Raw genomic sequence first — 18,493 nt, 5'->3', positions numbered from 1 at the left:
ACACTTGGGTTTGCCAATTTGTGGTTGCTCCGCAGTCTGCGTTTATAACTACCGCTCTCATACTTTTATCCGGGGAATATAGTTCTTCATATTCATCAAATGAGCAACCACTTGCCATTAAAAATCCGAGCAACCAAATAGGGGTAAGGATAATTAGCCCTCCCCAAAATATAGTGGCACCAGCGTTCCAAAAAAATCTAAAAAACTTTCTCAATGTTGACCATTCCTTAGGTTGCTAACGCCCCAAAGCAGGGGCTTTTACGAGTGTTTTTGCCGAAGGCAGCGAGTAAAAGTCCCGCTGCCTTTGTTTGTTAGGTTTGCGTTGCCAATTCAACTGCTTTACCTACTTGAATACCGCAATCTGAGCCGTAGCTTGCGACTAAGTAACCACTTGGATTTTGTTTGTGGCTTGTTGTGAAATATACAGCCTTTTGACCATCCTCTTCGAAAATAGCTAGTTGCGAAGAAAAAATTGGCTGCTCTTTATCACCCAAATGAAACACAACGAAATTCAGTGGCATTTTTTCTATGGTAGTTGGAAACCATACTAATACATCAAAGCCTGCAACAGACTGTTTAGCTTCAACAATAATTCTTGCGCTGTACTTGTTATTCCATTGCTCAAATGTCTTTTCATTCGTTATGCAAGTGGTCGCTATAGAACTAAAACTAAACAAAATTAATAGATAAAAAATCTTCATATCTGATTGCAAACCTAACGCTTACAATAACGGGAAAAACTGAGTGCTTTGGCACGAAGTGCCAGCGAGGATTTTTCCCAATGAGCGAAGCGAATGTCGTTGATTGTTTTGTTATATGAATTTGCCAAAATCATCAGCTACCGCCACTACGCTTTTCTTTCAATATTTTCATGATTAAAAGGGAAACTTCTTCTTGAACATCTTCATCGTACCTAATAGTTCCGTCTTCCCAAATTTCGTATTCAATATCTCTTTTTTCTAGTTCTTCAATCAATATATCACGCTCTTCACCTTTAATATTTGAACCTGCTTTCATAGGCTCAGCGCAAGATGAGAGAAAGAACGATACTAAAATTACAATCAAATATTTCATAATTTACTATTCATATAACGCTCCGCATAAATGGCGGAAAACAGTTGGCTAAACTTAGCGAAGAATGAGCGCCAGCCAACTGTTAGGCGTCCATTTTAATGCGTTTGTTATATGCTTTTTAACGCATTAAGTAGTTTTATATTTTCGTTTTTTGACCAAGTAAATTGATAATATTGAGAGCTATCAAGGTACTTTAAAATATGCTCTGCATACTCTTTATTGAATTTGGGTTGATAAATTAAGCTATCACTTATAGAAAGGTAGATAACTTTATCAATTGCTTTAACAGTTTCAAAGCTGCCGTCATCAAAAGCTACTTTTCTAATTTCACCAAGTTTATAAAGAAATAATATTTCTTTTAATACAACTTCTTCGTCTTGGAGCTTATCAATATCAAGATTATTACCTCCGGTTTGAGATAAAGCAGAAAAATTAATTATGCTAACTAAGACACAAATGATTAACTTTTTCACAGAATCCTCAGAAGCATATAACGTCCGAATTTGCTGCACAAACTTGTGGCCTAAACTTTGTGAGGCACGAACAATGGCCGCGAGTTTGGGTCAGCAACATACGTTTGTTATTGCGCCAACCCAATTCACTATCGCGGCTTTGCCGCCACGAACTGTTAGCACAACAACTTGATTAAAATTAATACCCTAGACTAAACCAAACTGCCAGAAAACTGCAACTATTGATAAACGTTACTGTGAACAGGTTTTTATAAAAGATTTTTGCGATGGGAGTATTTATATTTGAATAAAGCACAGGCCGATTACGGAAAAAAGCAGTCGTCAACTCGAAGAAATACGGAAGATATCCACCTTTGCGCTAAACAGTAATCTGAAAGGCTTATGCGCTATAACTTCCAAAACAGCGGAAAGCGAGAGCGTATTTGGGCGAAGCCCAGCGAGTGCTTTTCCGGTGCTTTTGTTTGTTATGAGGTGACAATATGACAAGCCCAAAAAGTTTATACATTTAATAACACCCTATTTGCTTTTTAAAAACAACCGGAATGTTGATTTCAATGGTTTTGAAAGATGACATGCCGCTTGTTTAACAAAATGTAGCCGCAAGCTGTACCACACGATTTAAACAACAATATAAGTTAATAAAGTAACAAAATTAAGAGTGATATATACGTTGAATAAATTAAAAATAATAAACAACTACGTTTTAAAAACGAACGAATTACGGTAGCTAAAAATCAATAAAAATAACCAGTTGAGAGCAGGTTTAGACTGCCACAATATTAATTCTCTTTAACCTCATAACAATATTCTTAGTTAGAAAAAATCCCGATTATCACACGGAATAAATCCTTGTTTTCACGTTGTTCTTTTTTAACATAATTTGCAAGTGCCTGTACAGGTTAAAAATATGCTCTTTAGGGTAGGGTTTCTCATGTAAAAGTACAGTTTTTTGCCACTTTCTTGCTGTTATGCGGAAGAGTTGTCTATTCTGGTTGTTTATACAGTGCTTTTACAAGGAACGTAAAGGATATGAAATCACCATTTTTGGAAATGCTTAAAGATGAAATGTATCAGCGCCATTATGCAAAACGAACTATTCAAACCTACTTAACTTGGATAGGGAGTTACATTATTTTTCATAAAAAGCGTCATCCTGCGCAGTTACATAATTTGGAGGTAGAGCAGTTTTTATCCCATTTGGTATTGGAATTAGACGTTGCCGTATCAACCCAAAAAATTGCGTTGAACGCATTGTCTTTTTTGTATGAGGAAATTATTGAGAAACCTTTGTCGTTGAAGCTGAAATATGTGCGTAGCACTCGACAGCAGAAACTACCTGTTGTGCTAACGCAGCCTGAAATACGTAGTTTACTTAATTGTATCAATGCCAATTATAAATTGCCTGCTTCGCTTTTATATGGCAGTGGGTTGCGGCTCATGGAATGTATTCGTTTGCGGGTTAAAGATATTGATTTTGACTATAAATCTGTGCGCATTTGGAACAGTAAAGGCGGTAAACATAGGGTAGTGACCCTTGCTGACAGTTTATTATCTGATCTACACAAACAAATCATTTCGGTGGAGCAGTATTTGGACGCTGATAATGCTAATCCTGATTTTTCAGGGGTGTGGTTACCCAATAGACTACGAGTGAAGTTTAAGTCTGCAAGTAGAGAACTGGGTTGGCAGTATCTGTTTCCGTCAAAAAGGTTATCTATCGATCCGGAAACTAAAAGATTACGGCGTCATCATATCGATGAGACAGGCCTACAAAAAGCAATACGGACGGCAAGTAATACTGCGCAGATAACTAAGCATGTAACTCCCCACACCCTACGTCATACCTTCGCAACTCATCTGCTGCAATCAGGGGCCGATATTCGTACGGTTCAAGATCAACTGGGCCATGCTGATCTTCGCACCACGCAAATATATACACATATTTTGCAACGAGGTGGAAACTCTGTCATTAGCCCGTTATCTAATCTATTTTGAAAGGTATTTTTCTAACTGTTTTGTCTCTACAAACTTAAAGATATCTCGCCAGCTTAGAATACCCACCGGTTGAAAATTTACATTTATAACGGGGATACAAGAAACTCGATGTGAATTAAACATTTGAATGGCTTTGAAAAGTCCGCTAGTGGGGGGTAGGGTGACTAAGTCTCGACTCATTATTTGGTGCACCCGCTTGTTTAAACTAGCTACATCTTTTAGCGATTCAACAGCTGTATCAATATTCGGGCTAATTGCTTTTAAGTAATCTCTATCGGAGAGAATGCCCACTAGCTTGGTATTCTCAACAACAAGCAAATGATGAAAGCGGTGATTTTCAAATAATCTTTTTACCTCAGATAAGGTGCTGTCCATTTGTACACAAACTATATCTGTGGTCATGATAGTTTTGATTTTCATATCAAAGAACAACGTCCTTACGCTGATTTATATGGATTAACTATAAACCAGAGTTCACTTTTGAAACCAGTATTAATCTGCTTTTATGGTCAATTTATAATTATTACAAAAGCTTAGTTATAAAAAAACCCAGCACTTGGCTGGGTTTTGTCTAATGTTACAACAGGTACTTTTTATTTAGTTTTTCTTCTACCAAACAGAAGTAGTCCTGCGCTTAACAACAGCAATGCACTTGGTTCAGGTACCTCTGTAGCCACTTCCCATTTTACCGCAAAGAAATCTGTATCAGCTAAGCTTCCAGTTGGCCCAGTGGATAGTGATGCGTCACCGTCAAACGTGGTACCAGAAAAACCATCAGGGAAAAAGGCTATTGCTGTCACGCCGTTGTCTGCTAAGTTCCCAGAACCATTAATTATGACAGGAGTAGGACCGGTTGAATCAAAAATGGTGCTAGCTGTTAATGCCACGTCTGCCAATGAAAATAACTCGCCAAACACATCTAAGCTCAGATCAGTGACAATGGAATTGGAAAGAATTTGACCACTAGTTCCACTAAACAAACTGTCATCGAATTCTACAAAACCAGACACCCCAGCTACACCAGTTGCGTTAAATTTGATTAAAGCTGCATTTGCAAGGTTAGTGACCGTGAACAAGAAAATAGCCAGAGAAAATAGTTTTAGTTTTTTCATAAATATTCCAAAGTTGTTTAGCGTAATAGCACGCTGATTAAACGTCCCTGTACAAATAATAAGCATATATTACACCATGATTAAAATAGCTATATTTCAGTTATTTAGAAAAGACCAGAAATGTAACTGTAAAAATAGTTGACGGATTGAAGGTGTTTTTGGGGAAATTTCAGATAGTGTAATGATGTTAAAGGTTACAGGATCATCATTGTAAGTTCGATTCGCTGCCTACTAACATGTACAAGCAATAAAAAACCCAGCGCTAGGCTGGGTTTTTATGGATAACTAAATTCTGGTTATTTACGCAATTTCTGAATTAAACGAATTTGCGCGATGGCTTCTGCAAGTTGAGCAGCGGCTTCAGCGTAATCAAAATCAGCTCCGCCATTAGCAATATGCTCTTCAGCTGAACGTTTTGCTTCTAAAGCAGATTGTTCATCTAAGTCTTCTGCGCGAACAGCTGTATCAGCCAAAACAGTTACTGTGCCAGGTTGAACTTCTAAAAGTCCACCAGCGATGTAGATGATTTCTTCTTCACCAAACTGTTTAACCAAACGAACCATGCCAGGATTTAACGCTGTAATTAAAGGTGCGTGTCCAGGATGAATACCTAGCTCACCTTCACTACCGGTAATCTGAATAGTTTCTACCAGACCAGAAAAAATCTTGTCTTCGGCACTTACCACATCCAGATGTACTGTCATTGCCATGGGACCTCCTATTTAGGTTTACGAAAAAACTAAGGAAAAGACGCAATATATTGCGTCTTACTTGCCTTTGGCTTTTTCAGCGGCTTCGTCTATTGAGCCAACCATATAGAAAGCTTGCTCTGGTAAGTGATCATACTCACCTGCAAGGATCCCTTTAAAGCCACTGATAGTATCTTTTAAAGATACATATTTACCTGGAGAACCAGTAAATACTTCAGCAACGAAGAATGGCTGTGACAAGAAACGCTGGATCTTACGAGCACGAGATACAGATAATTTGTCTTCTTCAGACAATTCGTCCATACCTAGAATCGCAATGATATCTTTCAATTCTTTATAACGCTGAAGAACCGACTGAACGCCACGTGCTGTGTCATAGTGCTCTTGACCAATAACCTGAGGGTCAAGCTGACGAGACGTAGAATCTAGTGGGTCAACCGCTGGGTAAATACCCAAAGAAGCGATATCACGTGACAATACAACTGTTGCATCCAAGTGAGCAAAGGTTGTTGCTGGGCTAGGGTCGGTCAAGTCATCCGCAGGTACGTATACCGCTTGGATTGAAGTGATTGAACCGGTTTTAGTTGATGCAATACGTTCTTGCAACACACCCATTTCTTCAGCCAATGTAGGCTGGTAACCTACCGCTGATGGCATACGACCTAGTAGTGCTGATACTTCTGTACCCGCTAGTGTATAACGATAAATGTTATCTACGAAGAACAGTACATCACGACCTTCGTCACGGAACTTCTCGGCCATTGTCAAACCGGTTAACGCTACGCGCAAACGGTTTCCAGGAGGCTCGTTCATCTGTCCGTATACTAGCGATACTTTGTCTAGTACGTTAGATTCGTTCATTTCGTGATAGAAATCGTTACCTTCACGAGTACGCTCACCAACACCGGCGAATACTGAGTATCCACTGTGCTCGATTGCGATGTTACGAATCAATTCCATCATGTTTACTGTTTTACCTACACCAGCACCACCGAATAGACCAACTTTACCACCTTTAGCGAAGGGGCAAACCAAGTCGATTACTTTGATACCAGTTTCAAGTAGTTCTACAGAACTTGATTGATCTTCGTAGCTAGGCGCTGCACGGTGAATAGACATACGCTCTTCTTCACCAATTGGGCCAGCTTCGTCGATTGGATTACCTAAAACGTCCATAATACGGCCCAATGTTTTGGTACCAACTGGAACGGTTATAGGTGCACCTGTATTTTCTACAGCTAACCCGCGGCTCAACCCGTCAGTGGTTCCCAATGCGATACTACGTACCACACCGCCACCAAGTTGCTGTTGCACTTCTAAGGTTAATCCCTTCAAGTTACCTTCGGTAACTATCAGTGCGTCATATATAGTTGGAACGGCATCTTGTGGAAATTCAATATCCACAACCGCACCAATGATTTGGACGACCTTACCTTGACTCATGTTTAGTCCTCATTAATTTTTAAACCTTTGCCTACACCGCTGCCGCGCCGCTAACTATTTCACTAATTTCTTGAGTGATAGCTGCTTGACGTGCTTTGTTGTATACCAATTGCAAATCATCGATTAGATCGCCGGCGTTATCGGTAGCAGCTTTCATCGCTACCATTCGCGCGGCTTGCTCTGACGCAGAATTCTCTACTACGCCTTGGTACACCTGAGATTCGATATATCGGACCATTAATTTTTCCAAAATTGGTTTTGGATCTGGTTCGTAAATGTAATCCCAACGATGCTTTAATTCTTCTTCATCAGACTTAGGCAAAGGTAACAATTGATCGATTCTGGGTTCTTGCGTCATGGTATTGACAAAGTCGTTGTAGACCAAAAACAAACGGTCTATTTCACCTTCGTTATACGCGTTTAACATTACGCGTACTAAACCAATAACATCTTGAACACTTGGCGAATCACCTATGCCAGATTCAGCAGCAAGTACCTTGCCTCCGAATCGGCCGAAAAAACCACATGCTTTTGCGCCTAATGCAGCGAAGCTCACTTCAACGTCTTGTTGTTGCCACTTATTGACGTCTTGGCTAACTTTTTTGAACTCGTTAGAGTTCAAACCACCACACAGACCACGGTCAGTTGAAATCACGATGTAACCAACACGTTTCACCTCGCGCTCATCCAAATATGGATGGCGATATTCAAGGTTACCGTGGGCCACGTGACCAATAACTTGTCGCATGCTTTCGGCATATGGACGGCTGGATTCCATACGGTCTTGCGCCTTTTTCATTTTAGACGCGGCAACCATTTCCATAGCACTGGTGATCTTCTGAGTGTTTTTAATACTCCCGATCTTACCTTTTATCTCTTTACCGCTGGCCATGACTTATCTCCGATTTCTCAACGTTAGGGTAGCGTTAAGCTACCCAATTGATTACCAAGTTTGTGTTGCTTTGAATTTGTCCAAAGCTTCAGTTAACTGGCCTTCAATGTCACCGTTGTAATTACCAGTGTCGTTAAGTGTTTTCATAAGATCAGCATATTCAGCGTTCATGAATGAATGTAGTGATGCTTCAAAATCCAACACTTTATTCAATTCAATGCCTTTCAAATAGCCTTTTTCAACTGCAAACAAAGAAACACCCATATCGCCCACTGAAAGCGGTGCATATTGGTTTTGCTTCATTAATTCAGTTACGCGCTCACCGTGCTCAAGTTGCTCACGAGTCGCTTCATCAAGATCAGATGCAAATTGCGAGAATGCCGCCAATTCACGGTACTGAGCCAAGGCTAGACGAATACCGCCACCTAGTTTCTTGATGATTTTAGTTTGCGCTGCACCACCAACACGAGATACCGAAATACCGGCGTTAACCGCTGGGCGAATACCCGCGTTAAACAAATCAGATTCTAAGAAAATCTGACCATCGGTAATGGATATTACGTTAGTAGGTACGAATGCTGATACGTCGCCTGCTTGAGTTTCAATGATTGGCAATGCAGTCAATGAACCCGTTTGGCCTTTTACTTCACCATTAGTGAATTTTTCTACATAAACGTCGTTTACACGAGCAGCACGCTCAAGAAGACGAGAGTGAAGATAGAAAACATCACCAGGATAAGCTTCACGACCTGGAGGACGACGAAGTAGCAATGAAATTTGACGATAAGCTACAGCTTGCTTAGACAAATCATCGTATACAATTAGTGCGTCTTCACCGCGGTCACGGAAAAACTCACCCATTGTACAACCAGAATAAGGTGCTAAGTATTGAAGTGCTGCAGACTCAGACGCAGAAGCGGCCACAACAATGGTGTGATCCATCGCACCGTGCTCTTCTAGTTTACGTACTACGTTAGCAATAGTTGACGCCTTTTGGCCAACCGCTACGTATACACAACTTACGCCAGTACCTTTTTGGTTGATGATGGCGTCGATTGCCAAAGCAGTTTTACCTGTTTGACGGTCACCGATAACCAATTCACGTTGTCCACGACCTACTGGGATCATGGCATCAACCGACTTATAACCTGTTTGGATTGGTTGGTCTACTGATTGACGTTCGATTACGCCAGGTGCAATTTTCTCTACAGGTTCGAAACCTTCAGCATCAATTGCGCCTTTACCATCAATAGGCTCACCCAAGGTGTTAACTACGCGACCTAAAAGGGCACGACCAACAGGAACTTCCAAAATACGACCTGTAGATTGGACTTTCATACCTTCACGTAGATCCGCATAAGGACCCATTACTACCGCACCTACAGAATCTCGTTCAAGGTTCAATGCGATAGCATAACGATTACCAGGAAGCTCAATCATTTCACCTTGCATTACATCGGCAAGGCCATGGACACGAATGATACCGTCAGTTACACCAACAATAGTACCTTCGTTACGAGCTTCACTTTTTACATCAAACTGTTCAATTCGTTTTTTGATCAGTTCTGCAATTTCAGTGGAATTCAGTTGCATGCTCTATTTCCCCGCTATGATTGTAAAACGTCTGATAGACGGTGTAGTTTTGATCTAACCGAACCATCAATTACTGTGTCACCGGCTTTAATAATGACTCCGGCTACGATTTCAGCATCGACGTTACAATTCAGCTTAACTTTTCGTGCAAGACGTGTCTCAAGAGACGCGCTGATTTCAGACAGTTGTTTGTCACTTAATTCAACAGCAGAGGTAACCTCTACATCAATTTCTTTGTCGAATTCAGCTTTGTATTGATTAAACAACAATGCAATATCAGGTAGCGCTTTTAAGCGTCCATTCTCAGCCAAAACACCAATTAGGTTCTGACCCGCTTCGTTGAGTTGTTCACCGCACACGCTGCTAAACAATTCAGCTAGTTTTTCGGCAGCCATAGCGCTCGATAAGATGTCAGTCATCTGCTCGTTTTGTGCTACTTCACCTGCAAACTCCAGCATTTCTTGCCAGTGTGGTACAGCTTGCTTCTCAACCGCATAGTCGAAAGCTGCTTTAGCATAAGGGCGAGCAACAGTTGTCAATTCAGACATAGCTCATGTGCCCCTTATAGCTCAGCGACAAGTTTTTCAACTATGTCACTTTGTGCAGCGGCGTCGATTTCTCTCGCCAAGATTTTCTCAGCGCCAGCAACAGCTAACACTGCTACTTGCTTGCGAAGATCTTCTTTTACACGGTTGCGCTCTGCTTCAATTTCGGTTTGACCTTGCGCGATAATTTTTTCACGCTCGGAATGGCCTTTTTGCGTTTCTTCATCAACTATCTGATTTGCGCGCTTTTTGGCTTGTTCGATAATTTCAGCTGCTTGTGCTTTCGCTTCTTTTAATTGCTCACTCGCTTTTTGTTGCGCCAGCTCAAGGTCTTTTTCACCTCGTTCTGAAGCAGCTAAGCCATCAGCAATTTTTTGTTGGCGGTCTTCAATAGCGCCCATAATAGGGGGCCATACATACTTCATGCAGAACCACACGAAGAATATAAATGCTATTAATTCGCCAATTAGAGTAGAATTGATATTCAAGTCCGCTCCTCCTAAGTTCGTTGATTACAATTGTTGTGCTTAAACAGCAAACTTCGCGCTTTCAACAAACAATAAGAATAGTGCGATAGCCACACCAATCATCGCAATAGCATCGATAAGACCCGCAACGATGAACATTTTTACTTGAAGAGTAGGCGCTAGTTCTGGTTGACGAGCAGCAGACTCTAGAAATTTACCACCCAAGATACCAAAGCCAATAGCAGGCCCTAGTGCGCATAGACCAATCAAAATACCAACAGCGATATATAGATTACCCAAGATTTCCATAGATTTTCACCTTTGTGTTTTAAGTTAAAGTTTAAAAAAAATTATAATGATAGAAATTAGTGTTCTTCACTTGCCAGACTCAAATACACGATGGTTAACATCATGAATATGAACGCTTGCAACGGAATGACCAACAAGTGGAATGCAGCCCAAATGAAGTGTAATGGCAACTGCCAAAGCCCCATAGTTCCTGCAATCAGAATAAATATCAGCTCACCTGCGTAGAGGTTACCGAACAAACGCAATGATAAAGACAAGGGTTTGGCCAATAACGAGACTAATTCAAGTATGAAGTTGAACCAGTACAACCACGGCGTGTTAAACGGATGAGCATACAGCTCCTTCATAAAGCCGCCGAATCCTTTGATTTTGATGGAATAAAATATCATCAAAACAAACACACCAATCGACAATGCGAAAGTCATGTTTACATCAGTGGTAGGCACCACTTTCATATAGGTATGTGATTGGCCCGCGGCGATAACGTCCATAGACTCGCCAGCAATTAGAGCTGCCAATGTAGGTAAGAAGTCTACCGGGATTAAATCCATTAGGTTCATTAGCAATACCCACACAAAAATAGTGAGTGCTAATGGCGCTATTAAAGGACTTTTGCCGTGATAGGTACTTTTGACTGTATTAGCAACAAATTCAACAATAATCTCGACCAATGCCTGCCACTTGCCAGGAACACCCACCGTTGCTTTTTTTGCTGCTGCACGAAAACTTAAAATAAACACCAATCCAAGAACCACAGACCATGCGAGCGTGTCGACATGAAGAGTCATAAACCCTTCTCCGACAGTTGCATTGGTCAAATGGTGCTGAATATAACCGCTAATGGTTAGTTCGCCACCCGATCCTGCCATTTTTCCATCCAAATTGTAAAAGTTAAAGATACTGGTATTCCATCTCGTCAGTGACCTTTAAGAAGGACGCTTAACGCGATGTAAAAAACTGATTATTGGCCACTGGGCCATCATCGTTATCAGATAAGTGACTAATAACGGCAAAAATTCTACTTCTGACCATTTGAATGCTAAAGAGAATAAAATAATGGTCAAAAAGAATTTAATTTTACTGCCTTTGTTAAAACTCCGTACTACCATCTTATTTTGCGTGGCACCGGCATATCGAAACGCATAGAAAGCAAAAACACAAGCTGGAATTAGACAGGTAATACCACCGTATAAAGCTGAAATTCCGCTGTTTTGGCCTTTAAAAATCACAAAAAAAATGGTACATAAAATGGCGATAATACTTTGATAAACCAGTACTTTTCTAGCCAACTGTCGACCTTCGGTAGTTAAGCTAGTAGCCAATTTAGTCCTCTGTGCGTTCAAACCTCAACAAAAAGCGCCAAAATTATACTGTTTTATCGCAAATATTCAACCATTAAGCGTGTTTTGTTGTGTTATTTGTATTAATTCATAGTTAGCTACAAAATTAACCACTAATCTGGGGATATTACTCGGCTTTTTTATCTTTAAAATAGCACTTTGGTAGGAAAATTAAGGGACTTTATGTAGTTTTAAATATGTACGGTCGTTTAATCACCCCAACCTGTAGCATGGACTTTAGTCCATAATAAACAAAGATTAAAACTCATCGGGGCTAAAGCCCCAACCTACAACTCGTTTATTCAACCCCTGTAGCATGGACTTTAGTCCATAATAAACCAACATTAGAAATCATCGGGGCTGAAGCCCCAACCTACAGCTAGGTTATTTGATATGACTTAAAATCCCATCCAATTCGTCTAAACTTGAAAAATTAATGGTGACCTTGCCTTTACCTTTGGCATTGTGGGCAATGCTGACGGGCGCACCTAAATTTTCTGATAGCTTACTTTCCAAACGCTGAACATCGGGATCAACCTTTTGCTCAACTTTTTCTTTAGGTGGCTCTAAGAATTTACGCACTAAACTTTCGGTATCGCGAACGGTTAACCCTTTGCCCGAAACCGTTTGCGCTGCTTCGGTCTGCATATCACCTTGCAAAGCAAGCAAGGCACGGGCGTGACCCATTTCAATATCACCGTGTTCTAATAATAACTTAACGTCTTCATTTAAATTGTTCAGGCGTAACAAGTTGGTTACTGTGGTTCTGGATTTCCCCACTGCTTCGGCCACTTCTTGGTGGGTCAATTCAAATTCGGTCATGAGCCGATCAAGTGCTTGCGCTTCTTCCATCGCATTTAAGTCTTCACGCTGAATATTTTCTATCAACGCGATAGCAACAGCCGCTTCATCGGGCACATTTTTGATAATACAGGGAACCACATCAAGCTTAGCTAATTGAGATGCGCGCCAACGACGTTCACCGGCGATAATTTCGTATTTGTCTTCACTAATTTTGCGAACAACAATAGGTTGAATAATACCTTGGGAATGAATTGACGATGCCAAATCATCTAATGCTTCAGGAGACATATCTTTACGAGGTTGGTATTTACCAGCTTGCAAAAACTCAATGGGCAGTTTTTGCAATTCACTGCTGCGTTCCGAAACTTCCGTTTCTTGTTTAGCACTGCTCGTAGCCAACAGCGCATCCAATCCTCTGCCTAATCCTCTTTTTTTCGTCGACATGTCAACTATTAACCTTTTTCTTAACTAGCTTCTTTTAAGATCTTATTACGACGGCGCAATATTTCACCGGCCAAAGCCAAGTAGGCTTTCGCTCCCGTAGAAGATTTATCGTAGTACATGGCTGGCGCGCCAAAACTGGGCGCTTCTGCCAATCTCACATTGCGGGGAATAACCGTGCGGTAAACTTGTTCGCCAAAATGTCGTTTAAGTTGTTCAGAAACATCATTGGCTAAGCGATTACGAGGATCATACATAGTTCGAAGCACGCCCTCAATTTTTAAATCGGGATTTACCACTGATGCTAACTTCTTAATTGTGTCCATTAACGCAGTTAGGCCTTCCAATGCATAATATTCACATTGCATAGGTACCAGCACAGAGTCGGCTGCTGCCATGGCATTTACGGTTAATTGACTTAACGAGGGAGGGCAATCAATAAAAATATAATCATAATAATCACGCACTGGCGCTAATGCATTGCGCAAGCGAAGTTCTCTGGCAAACACTTCCATCAATTTGATTTCTGCTGCAGTTACATCACTATTTCCGGCAATTAAATCGTATTTACCAGATGTTTCTTTGATGATGACTTCTGTTGCAGGTTTATCTTCGATGAGAAGTTCATAACAAGTGGAATCAACTTCATATTTGTCGATGCCACTTCCCATTGTTGCATTACCTTGCGGATCTAAGTCGATCAATAGCACTTTTCGTTTAGTAGCCGCCATTGACGCTGCAACATTAACTGCTGTAGTCGTTTTCCCAACGCCGCCTTTTTGATTTGCTATCGCAATGACCTTAGCCAACTTTCCCGTCCGTTTTTCTGTAAATTTAGGTATTGATTAAAGTAGTAGGCACTAACTAACTTTTCTGATTTTTATCAGATGACGTTCGCCTTCAAGTACTGGAATATCTAACTTAATAGATTCTAACACTTCAAATCCCTCAGGTAGAAGCGCTATTTCTTGTTCTGGATATTGACCTTTCAACGCAAGAAACTCACCTTGTGAATCTACCAGATGTTGACACCAGTGCAACATATCTTTTATCGACGCAAATGCTCGACTCAATACCCCATCAAGTGGAGTATCACTGGAATACTGCTCTACACGGGATTGAACGGGTTCTATATTTTTTAAATCTAATTCAAATGCCGCTTGTTTCATAAAGCGAACACGTTTACCTAAACTATCCAATAACACAAAATGTTTATCAGGATGCATAATTGACAATGGGATTCCAGGCAAGCCAGGCCCTGTACCCACATCAATATAGTGACTTCGGTCAAGATGGGGGGCTACCACAATAGAATCGATAATGTGTTTGATTAACATCTGCTGTGGTTCCCGCACAGAGGTTAAATTATAGGCTTTATTCCACTTGTTCATCAGTAGCACAAAATCGACTAAGCTTGCCCGCTGCTGTTCACTCACTTCTATAGGCAAAGGCTGAACTGCACGGTCAAACGCTAACAATAAACTGCTTTTAAGTTCGTTCATTAGGCACTTTGTAAGTTGCTGTTATTATCTTTACGCAACAAACCCTGTTTTTTCAGATGGACCAATAACAGTGAAATTGCCGCCGGAGTAATACCCGATATACGCGTAGCTTTACCAATAGTTTCCGGTCGAGTCTCGGTTAACTTAGCTACAACTTCGTTGGATAAACCAGAAATAGTACTGTAATCGAAATCCATTGGTAACAGGGTGTTTTCATGACGCAAACTCTTTGCGATTTCATCTTTTTGACGTTCGATATAACCGGCATACTTAATTTGTATCTCAACCTGTTCAGCAGCTTGTGGATTTTCCAAAGCCGGACCTAATCCTTCAATTTTCATTAATTTTTGATAAGTCATTTCAGGACGACGGATCAGATCTTCTAAGGAATGCTCACGGCTCACTGGATTTTTCAACAATGGATTTAACGTGTCTACAGCTGGGTGATTTGGATGGATCCAGGTACTTTTAAGACGTTGTTTTTCTTGTTCTATGGCTTCCATTTTTTGATTAAATGCCGCCCAACGAACATCATCAACCAATCCTACTTCACGACCTTTAGCGGTTAAGCGAACGTCGGCATTGTCTTCTCTTAACAATAATCGATATTCGGCACGACTAGTGAACATTCTGTAGGGTTCTTTGGTTCCCATAGTCGCAAGATCGTCAATTAGCACACCTGCATAGGCTTCATCTCGGCGCAAAATCAGTGAGTCTTTTTCTTGTACTTGCAGTGCTGCATTAGCTCCAGCGAGTAATCCTTGTGCACCGGCTTCTTCATAGCCAGTAGTACCGTTTATTTGGCCAGCAAAGAATAAACCTTGGATAAATTTCGTTTCTAAGGATTGCTTTAGATCTCGGGGGTCAAAAAAGTCGTACTCAATGGCATAACCTGGTCGGATAATATGCGCGTTTTCAAATCCTTTAATTGATCGCACCAGATCAAATTGCACATCAAATGGCAAGCTGGTGGAGATCCCATTGGGATAGATCTCAATGCTGTTTAAACCTTCTGGTTCAACAAAAATTTGATGGGAATTTTTATCCGCAAAGCGATTAATTTTATCTTCAATTGATGGACAATATCTTGGTCCAATTCCTTCGATTACCCCGGTATACATGGGAGATCTGTCTAAGCCACCACGAATAATATCGTGGGTTTTTTCATTTGTATGGGTGATATAACAAGAAATTTGGCGTGGATGATCTTCCACTTTTCCCATAAAAGAAACCACGGGAAGAGGTGTATCCCCTGGCTGTTCTTGCATTGCATCATAGTTCAATGTACGAGAGTCTAAACGGGCTGGAGTGCCGGTTTTAAGGCGATCGACCCTAAACGGTAACGCCCTTAGTCGATCAGCCAAAGCGATCGAAGGGGGATCCCCAGCTCGTCCACCCTTATAATTTTCCATTCCAATATGGATGGTTCCACCTAAAAATGTACCTACCGTTAGGACAACTGTTTTGGCTTTAAATTTTAACCCCATTTGCGTGATCACACCGCTAACACGATCATTTTCAACGATCAGATCATCACAAGATTGTTGAAAAATAGTCAGGTTTTCTTGGTGTTCTAGGGTGGCTCTAATGGCTAATCGATATAGGGATCGATCTGCTTGAGCACGGGTCGCTCTCACCGCTGGCCCTTTGCTAGAGTTCAATGTACGAAATTGAATGCCGGCTTTGTCAGTTGCTAAAGCCATTGCACCACCAAGTGCATCGATCTCTTTTACCAAATGTCCTTTGCCGATCCCGCCTATGGCTGGGTTACATGACATTTGGCCAAGTGTTTCAATATTGTGAGTAAGCAATAAGGTTCTCACTCCCATACGCGCAGCAGCAAGGGCAGCTTCAGTACCAGCGTGGCCTCCACCGACTACAATCACATCAAATTCTTGTTGATAAAACATAAATGCCTCGAATTTCGCTTACTCGCGTATGAACTTTAAACACCGAAGATCATAAGATCGATCGTCGTTTAAAAAAGGGCGCGTATTTTATACTTATTTAAAGCTAATTGAAATGCCTAAAATTCCTGCAGAGTTAGAAATATTAAGGTTTGCGTATTAAATAATTTGTTAGATCTCGAGGGATCTCTTCGTCACTAATCTTTATGATCTATTTATCTATTTAGATTACTTTTATTATTATTAAGCAAGCAATGATCTGTTAGTAAGGCGTTTTTTAGTAATTAAATCAGTTGGTTATTGGCGATCGCAAGCTGTGATCAAGAGTTGATCAATTGCGTATAATATGTGGATAAATAGCGATCTTATCCACAAGGGCGATCTTCTATTTTTCTGTCCAGTTGATAACCTCAGGATATACAGGGTTTATACATAAAGTTATACACAGCCTAAATTGGCCTATTTACCCCTAAAAAAAGATCGGTTTTTATTTTAGATCAGATCGATTTATTGGAAATTTAGGAGGTTCGATCGCATTTTTTGCTGTTGATCAGATTTAAAACTATCAATCACCGGGGTTAAAACCCCAATCTACAGATAGGTATATCCTAAATTTGTAGCATGGACTCTAGTCCATGGAATTCTATTAAGGCAGATATCGGGGCTAAAGCCCCAACCTACAGGTAGGTATATTCTAGATTTGTAGCATGGACTTCAGTCCATGAATTTCCATCAAAGCCGATTTCGGGGATAAAGCCCCAATCTACAGGTAGATATTCCAAATTTGTAGCATGGACTTTAGTCCATGAATTTCTATTAAGGCAGATATTGGGGCTAAAGCCCCAACCTACAGGTAGGTATATTCTAAATTTGTAGCATGGACTTTAGTCCATGGACCTCCCTAAAACTTAATCAAATTAAATTATTCTTGGTTTAAACCTTTTGCTTGGAGATTGCGACTCACTATTTAACGAAAACAACCAAGAGAAAGCCATGTTAACCAATAATTCTAAATTACTGACCCTGTTATCAGCGTTATTTTTACTGCTTAGCTTTAATCTATCCGCAAGAACCATTAATGAAAGCATTGATGTGCAAAATGGTGGCAAACTATTTCTTCGTACCGATGTGGGTCGTTTAATTGTCGACACCCATAACAGAGACACAGTGCTGTTGGAGGTGGACATTAAAGGTGATGATGCCGATGAACTCGAAGTTACCCATGATGTAAACGGTAAGAGTGTTCATATAATCGGTAAAATGAACAATCTTAAAAAGTGGGGTTGGAATAGGGATGTACGGGCTGAATTTAGAATAACCCTTCCAAAAAACTTTGATTTGGAGCTAGATACGTCGGGCGGCGCTATTGATATAGATGATCTAATTGGGGATATAGAGGCCCATACTTCAGGTGGCCATATTAATGTTGGCAACATTACTGGTGATGTAGTTTTAAATACTTCAGGTGGATCAATTAAAACCAAATAAATTAACGGTGAAATAGAAGCTCACACTTCCGGGGGGAGTATTCGTGTCACCATGACTAAGCAACCGAATAAAGATGCAGAGCTATCAACTTCTGGTGGATCTATTACTGCATATTTACTTGATACATTGGCTATTGATATCGACGCTTCAACGAGTGGGGGCAGAGTGCGTTCCGAGTTTGATGTGGACGGTAGAGTTAAAAAACAGTCTATCCGCGGCGAAATAAATGGTGGCGGCCCCACCTTAGAGTTGCATACCAGCGGCGGCAGCGTTTCCATTAAAAAGTTGTAATATAAGCTTTAATCTATCAATCATTGGGGCTAAAGCCCCAACCTACAGATATATTCTGGATTTGTAGCATGGACTTTAGTCCATGGAATTCTATTAAGGCAGATATT

21 protein-coding genes and 1 pseudogene are annotated in these 18,493 nt (G+C 40.7%); 3 read left to right on the top strand and 19 right to left on the bottom strand.

Going from position 1 to position 18,493, the window contains the following annotated elements; all coding sequences use genetic code 11:
* The 4 genes and pseudogenes from Q4574_RS21225 to Q4574_RS21210 form a co-directional block, all read right to left on the bottom strand.
* A pseudogene (locus Q4574_RS21225) lies at positions 1-214 on the bottom strand (hypothetical protein); the annotation flags it as partial.
* Positions 215-311: 97 nt separating this feature from the next.
* Positions 312-701 carry a hypothetical protein gene (locus tag Q4574_RS21220; protein WP_303477652.1) on the bottom strand — a complete coding sequence of 130 codons (390 nt, stop codon included), beginning with the start codon at positions 699-701 and terminating at the stop codon, positions 312-314.
* A gap of 133 nt (positions 702-834) precedes the next feature.
* Positions 835-1,074: a hypothetical protein gene (locus Q4574_RS21215; RefSeq protein ID WP_303477649.1), complete on the bottom strand. Its 240-nt coding sequence runs from the start codon at positions 1,072-1,074 to the stop codon at positions 835-837.
* Positions 1,075-1,181: 107 nt separating this feature from the next.
* Entirely contained in the window at positions 1,182-1,586 is a 405-nt protein-coding gene (locus Q4574_RS21210; protein ID WP_303477645.1) for a hypothetical protein, read from the bottom strand.
* Between the two features lie 990 nt (positions 1,587-2,576).
* On the opposite strand from Q4574_RS21210, the gene Q4574_RS21205 reads away from it, so the two are divergent.
* Complete coding sequence (locus Q4574_RS21205; RefSeq protein ID WP_303477643.1) at positions 2,577-3,542, top strand: integron integrase; 966 nt, start codon at positions 2,577-2,579, stop codon at positions 3,540-3,542.
* On the opposite strand, the gene Q4574_RS21200 is transcribed toward Q4574_RS21205, so the two are convergent.
* The 15 genes from Q4574_RS21200 to mnmG all read right to left on the bottom strand — a co-directional run bounded on the left by Q4574_RS21200 (position 3,534) and on the right by mnmG (position 16,610).
* On the bottom strand, positions 3,534-3,962 hold the full coding sequence (locus Q4574_RS21200) for a CBS domain-containing protein (protein ID WP_216047050.1): 429 nt from the start codon (positions 3,960-3,962) through the stop codon (positions 3,534-3,536). The genes Q4574_RS21205 and Q4574_RS21200 overlap by 9 nt on opposite strands.
* Before the next feature lie 173 nt (positions 3,963-4,135).
* Complete coding sequence (locus Q4574_RS21195) at positions 4,136-4,654, bottom strand: PEP-CTERM sorting domain-containing protein (RefSeq protein ID WP_216047051.1); 519 nt, start codon at positions 4,652-4,654, stop codon at positions 4,136-4,138.
* Positions 4,655-4,950: 296 nt separating this feature from the next.
* Positions 4,951-5,364, bottom strand: coding sequence for a F0F1 ATP synthase subunit epsilon (locus Q4574_RS21190; protein ID WP_303477637.1), 414 nt, complete (start codon positions 5,362-5,364; stop codon positions 4,951-4,953).
* Between the two features lie 57 nt (positions 5,365-5,421).
* Positions 5,422-6,807 carry a F0F1 ATP synthase subunit beta gene (gene atpD, locus Q4574_RS21185; protein WP_303477636.1) on the bottom strand — a complete coding sequence of 462 codons (1,386 nt, stop codon included), beginning with the start codon at positions 6,805-6,807 and terminating at the stop codon, positions 5,422-5,424.
* A gap of 31 nt (positions 6,808-6,838) precedes the next feature.
* Positions 6,839-7,699, bottom strand: a complete 861-nt coding sequence (gene atpG, locus Q4574_RS21180; protein WP_303477633.1) for a F0F1 ATP synthase subunit gamma — start codon at positions 7,697-7,699, stop codon at positions 6,839-6,841.
* 51 nt (positions 7,700-7,750) lie between these two features.
* Complete coding sequence (gene atpA / locus Q4574_RS21175; RefSeq protein ID WP_303477631.1) at positions 7,751-9,292, bottom strand: F0F1 ATP synthase subunit alpha; 1,542 nt, start codon at positions 9,290-9,292, stop codon at positions 7,751-7,753.
* Positions 9,293-9,306: 14 nt separating this feature from the next.
* The gene (gene atpH / locus Q4574_RS21170; RefSeq protein ID WP_303477628.1) at positions 9,307-9,840 is read right to left on the bottom strand and encodes a F0F1 ATP synthase subunit delta; all 534 of its coding nucleotides are present in this window, start codon (positions 9,838-9,840) and stop codon (positions 9,307-9,309) included.
* Between the two features lie 14 nt (positions 9,841-9,854).
* A complete protein-coding gene (gene atpF, locus Q4574_RS21165; RefSeq protein WP_303477625.1) occupies positions 9,855-10,325 on the bottom strand; it encodes a F0F1 ATP synthase subunit B in 471 nt (156 codons plus the stop codon).
* 39 nt (positions 10,326-10,364) lie between these two features.
* Positions 10,365-10,613 (bottom strand): F0F1 ATP synthase subunit C, encoded by a 249-nt coding sequence (atpE, locus tag Q4574_RS21160; protein ID WP_008842484.1) that lies wholly within the window; start codon positions 10,611-10,613, stop codon positions 10,365-10,367.
* A 56-nt stretch (positions 10,614-10,669) separates the two neighbouring features.
* On the bottom strand, positions 10,670-11,482 hold the full coding sequence (gene atpB, locus Q4574_RS21155) for a F0F1 ATP synthase subunit A (protein WP_303477620.1): 813 nt from the start codon (positions 11,480-11,482) through the stop codon (positions 10,670-10,672).
* 57 nt (positions 11,483-11,539) lie between these two features.
* On the bottom strand, positions 11,540-11,935 hold the full coding sequence (locus Q4574_RS21150; RefSeq protein ID WP_303477617.1) for an ATP synthase subunit I: 396 nt from the start codon (positions 11,933-11,935) through the stop codon (positions 11,540-11,542).
* Positions 11,936-12,337: 402 nt separating this feature from the next.
* Entirely contained in the window at positions 12,338-13,201 is an 864-nt protein-coding gene (locus Q4574_RS21145; RefSeq protein ID WP_303477616.1) for a ParB/RepB/Spo0J family partition protein, read from the bottom strand.
* Between the two features lie 20 nt (positions 13,202-13,221).
* Positions 13,222-14,007 carry a ParA family protein gene (locus Q4574_RS21140; RefSeq protein ID WP_303477613.1) on the bottom strand — a complete coding sequence of 262 codons (786 nt, stop codon included), beginning with the start codon at positions 14,005-14,007 and terminating at the stop codon, positions 13,222-13,224.
* Positions 14,008-14,058: 51 nt separating this feature from the next.
* Positions 14,059-14,700, bottom strand: a complete 642-nt coding sequence (gene rsmG / locus Q4574_RS21135; RefSeq protein ID WP_303477611.1) for a 16S rRNA (guanine(527)-N(7))-methyltransferase RsmG — start codon at positions 14,698-14,700, stop codon at positions 14,059-14,061.
* Complete coding sequence (gene mnmG, locus Q4574_RS21130) at positions 14,700-16,610, bottom strand: tRNA uridine-5-carboxymethylaminomethyl(34) synthesis enzyme MnmG (RefSeq protein WP_303477608.1); 1,911 nt, start codon at positions 16,608-16,610, stop codon at positions 14,700-14,702. Before mnmG ends, rsmG begins: the two co-directional genes overlap by 1 nt.
* 990 nt (positions 16,611-17,600) lie before the next feature.
* On the opposite strand from mnmG, the gene Q4574_RS21125 reads away from it, so the two are divergent.
* Positions 17,601-18,095: a hypothetical protein gene (locus Q4574_RS21125; RefSeq protein WP_303477606.1), complete on the top strand. Its 495-nt coding sequence runs from the start codon at positions 17,601-17,603 to the stop codon at positions 18,093-18,095.
* 51 nt (positions 18,096-18,146) lie between these two features.
* The gene (locus Q4574_RS21120) at positions 18,147-18,386 is read left to right on the top strand and encodes a hypothetical protein (RefSeq protein ID WP_303477603.1); all 240 of its coding nucleotides are present in this window, start codon (positions 18,147-18,149) and stop codon (positions 18,384-18,386) included.
* Positions 18,387-18,493 lie beyond the last annotated feature (107 nt).

Source organism: Aliiglaciecola sp. 3_MG-2023 (assembly GCF_030548205.1).
In the GTDB taxonomy this organism is placed as follows: domain Bacteria; phylum Pseudomonadota; class Gammaproteobacteria; order Enterobacterales; family Alteromonadaceae; genus Aliiglaciecola.
Note: the sequence above shows the minus strand (reverse complement) of the source record. Positions and strands in the feature narration are given on the sequence as shown.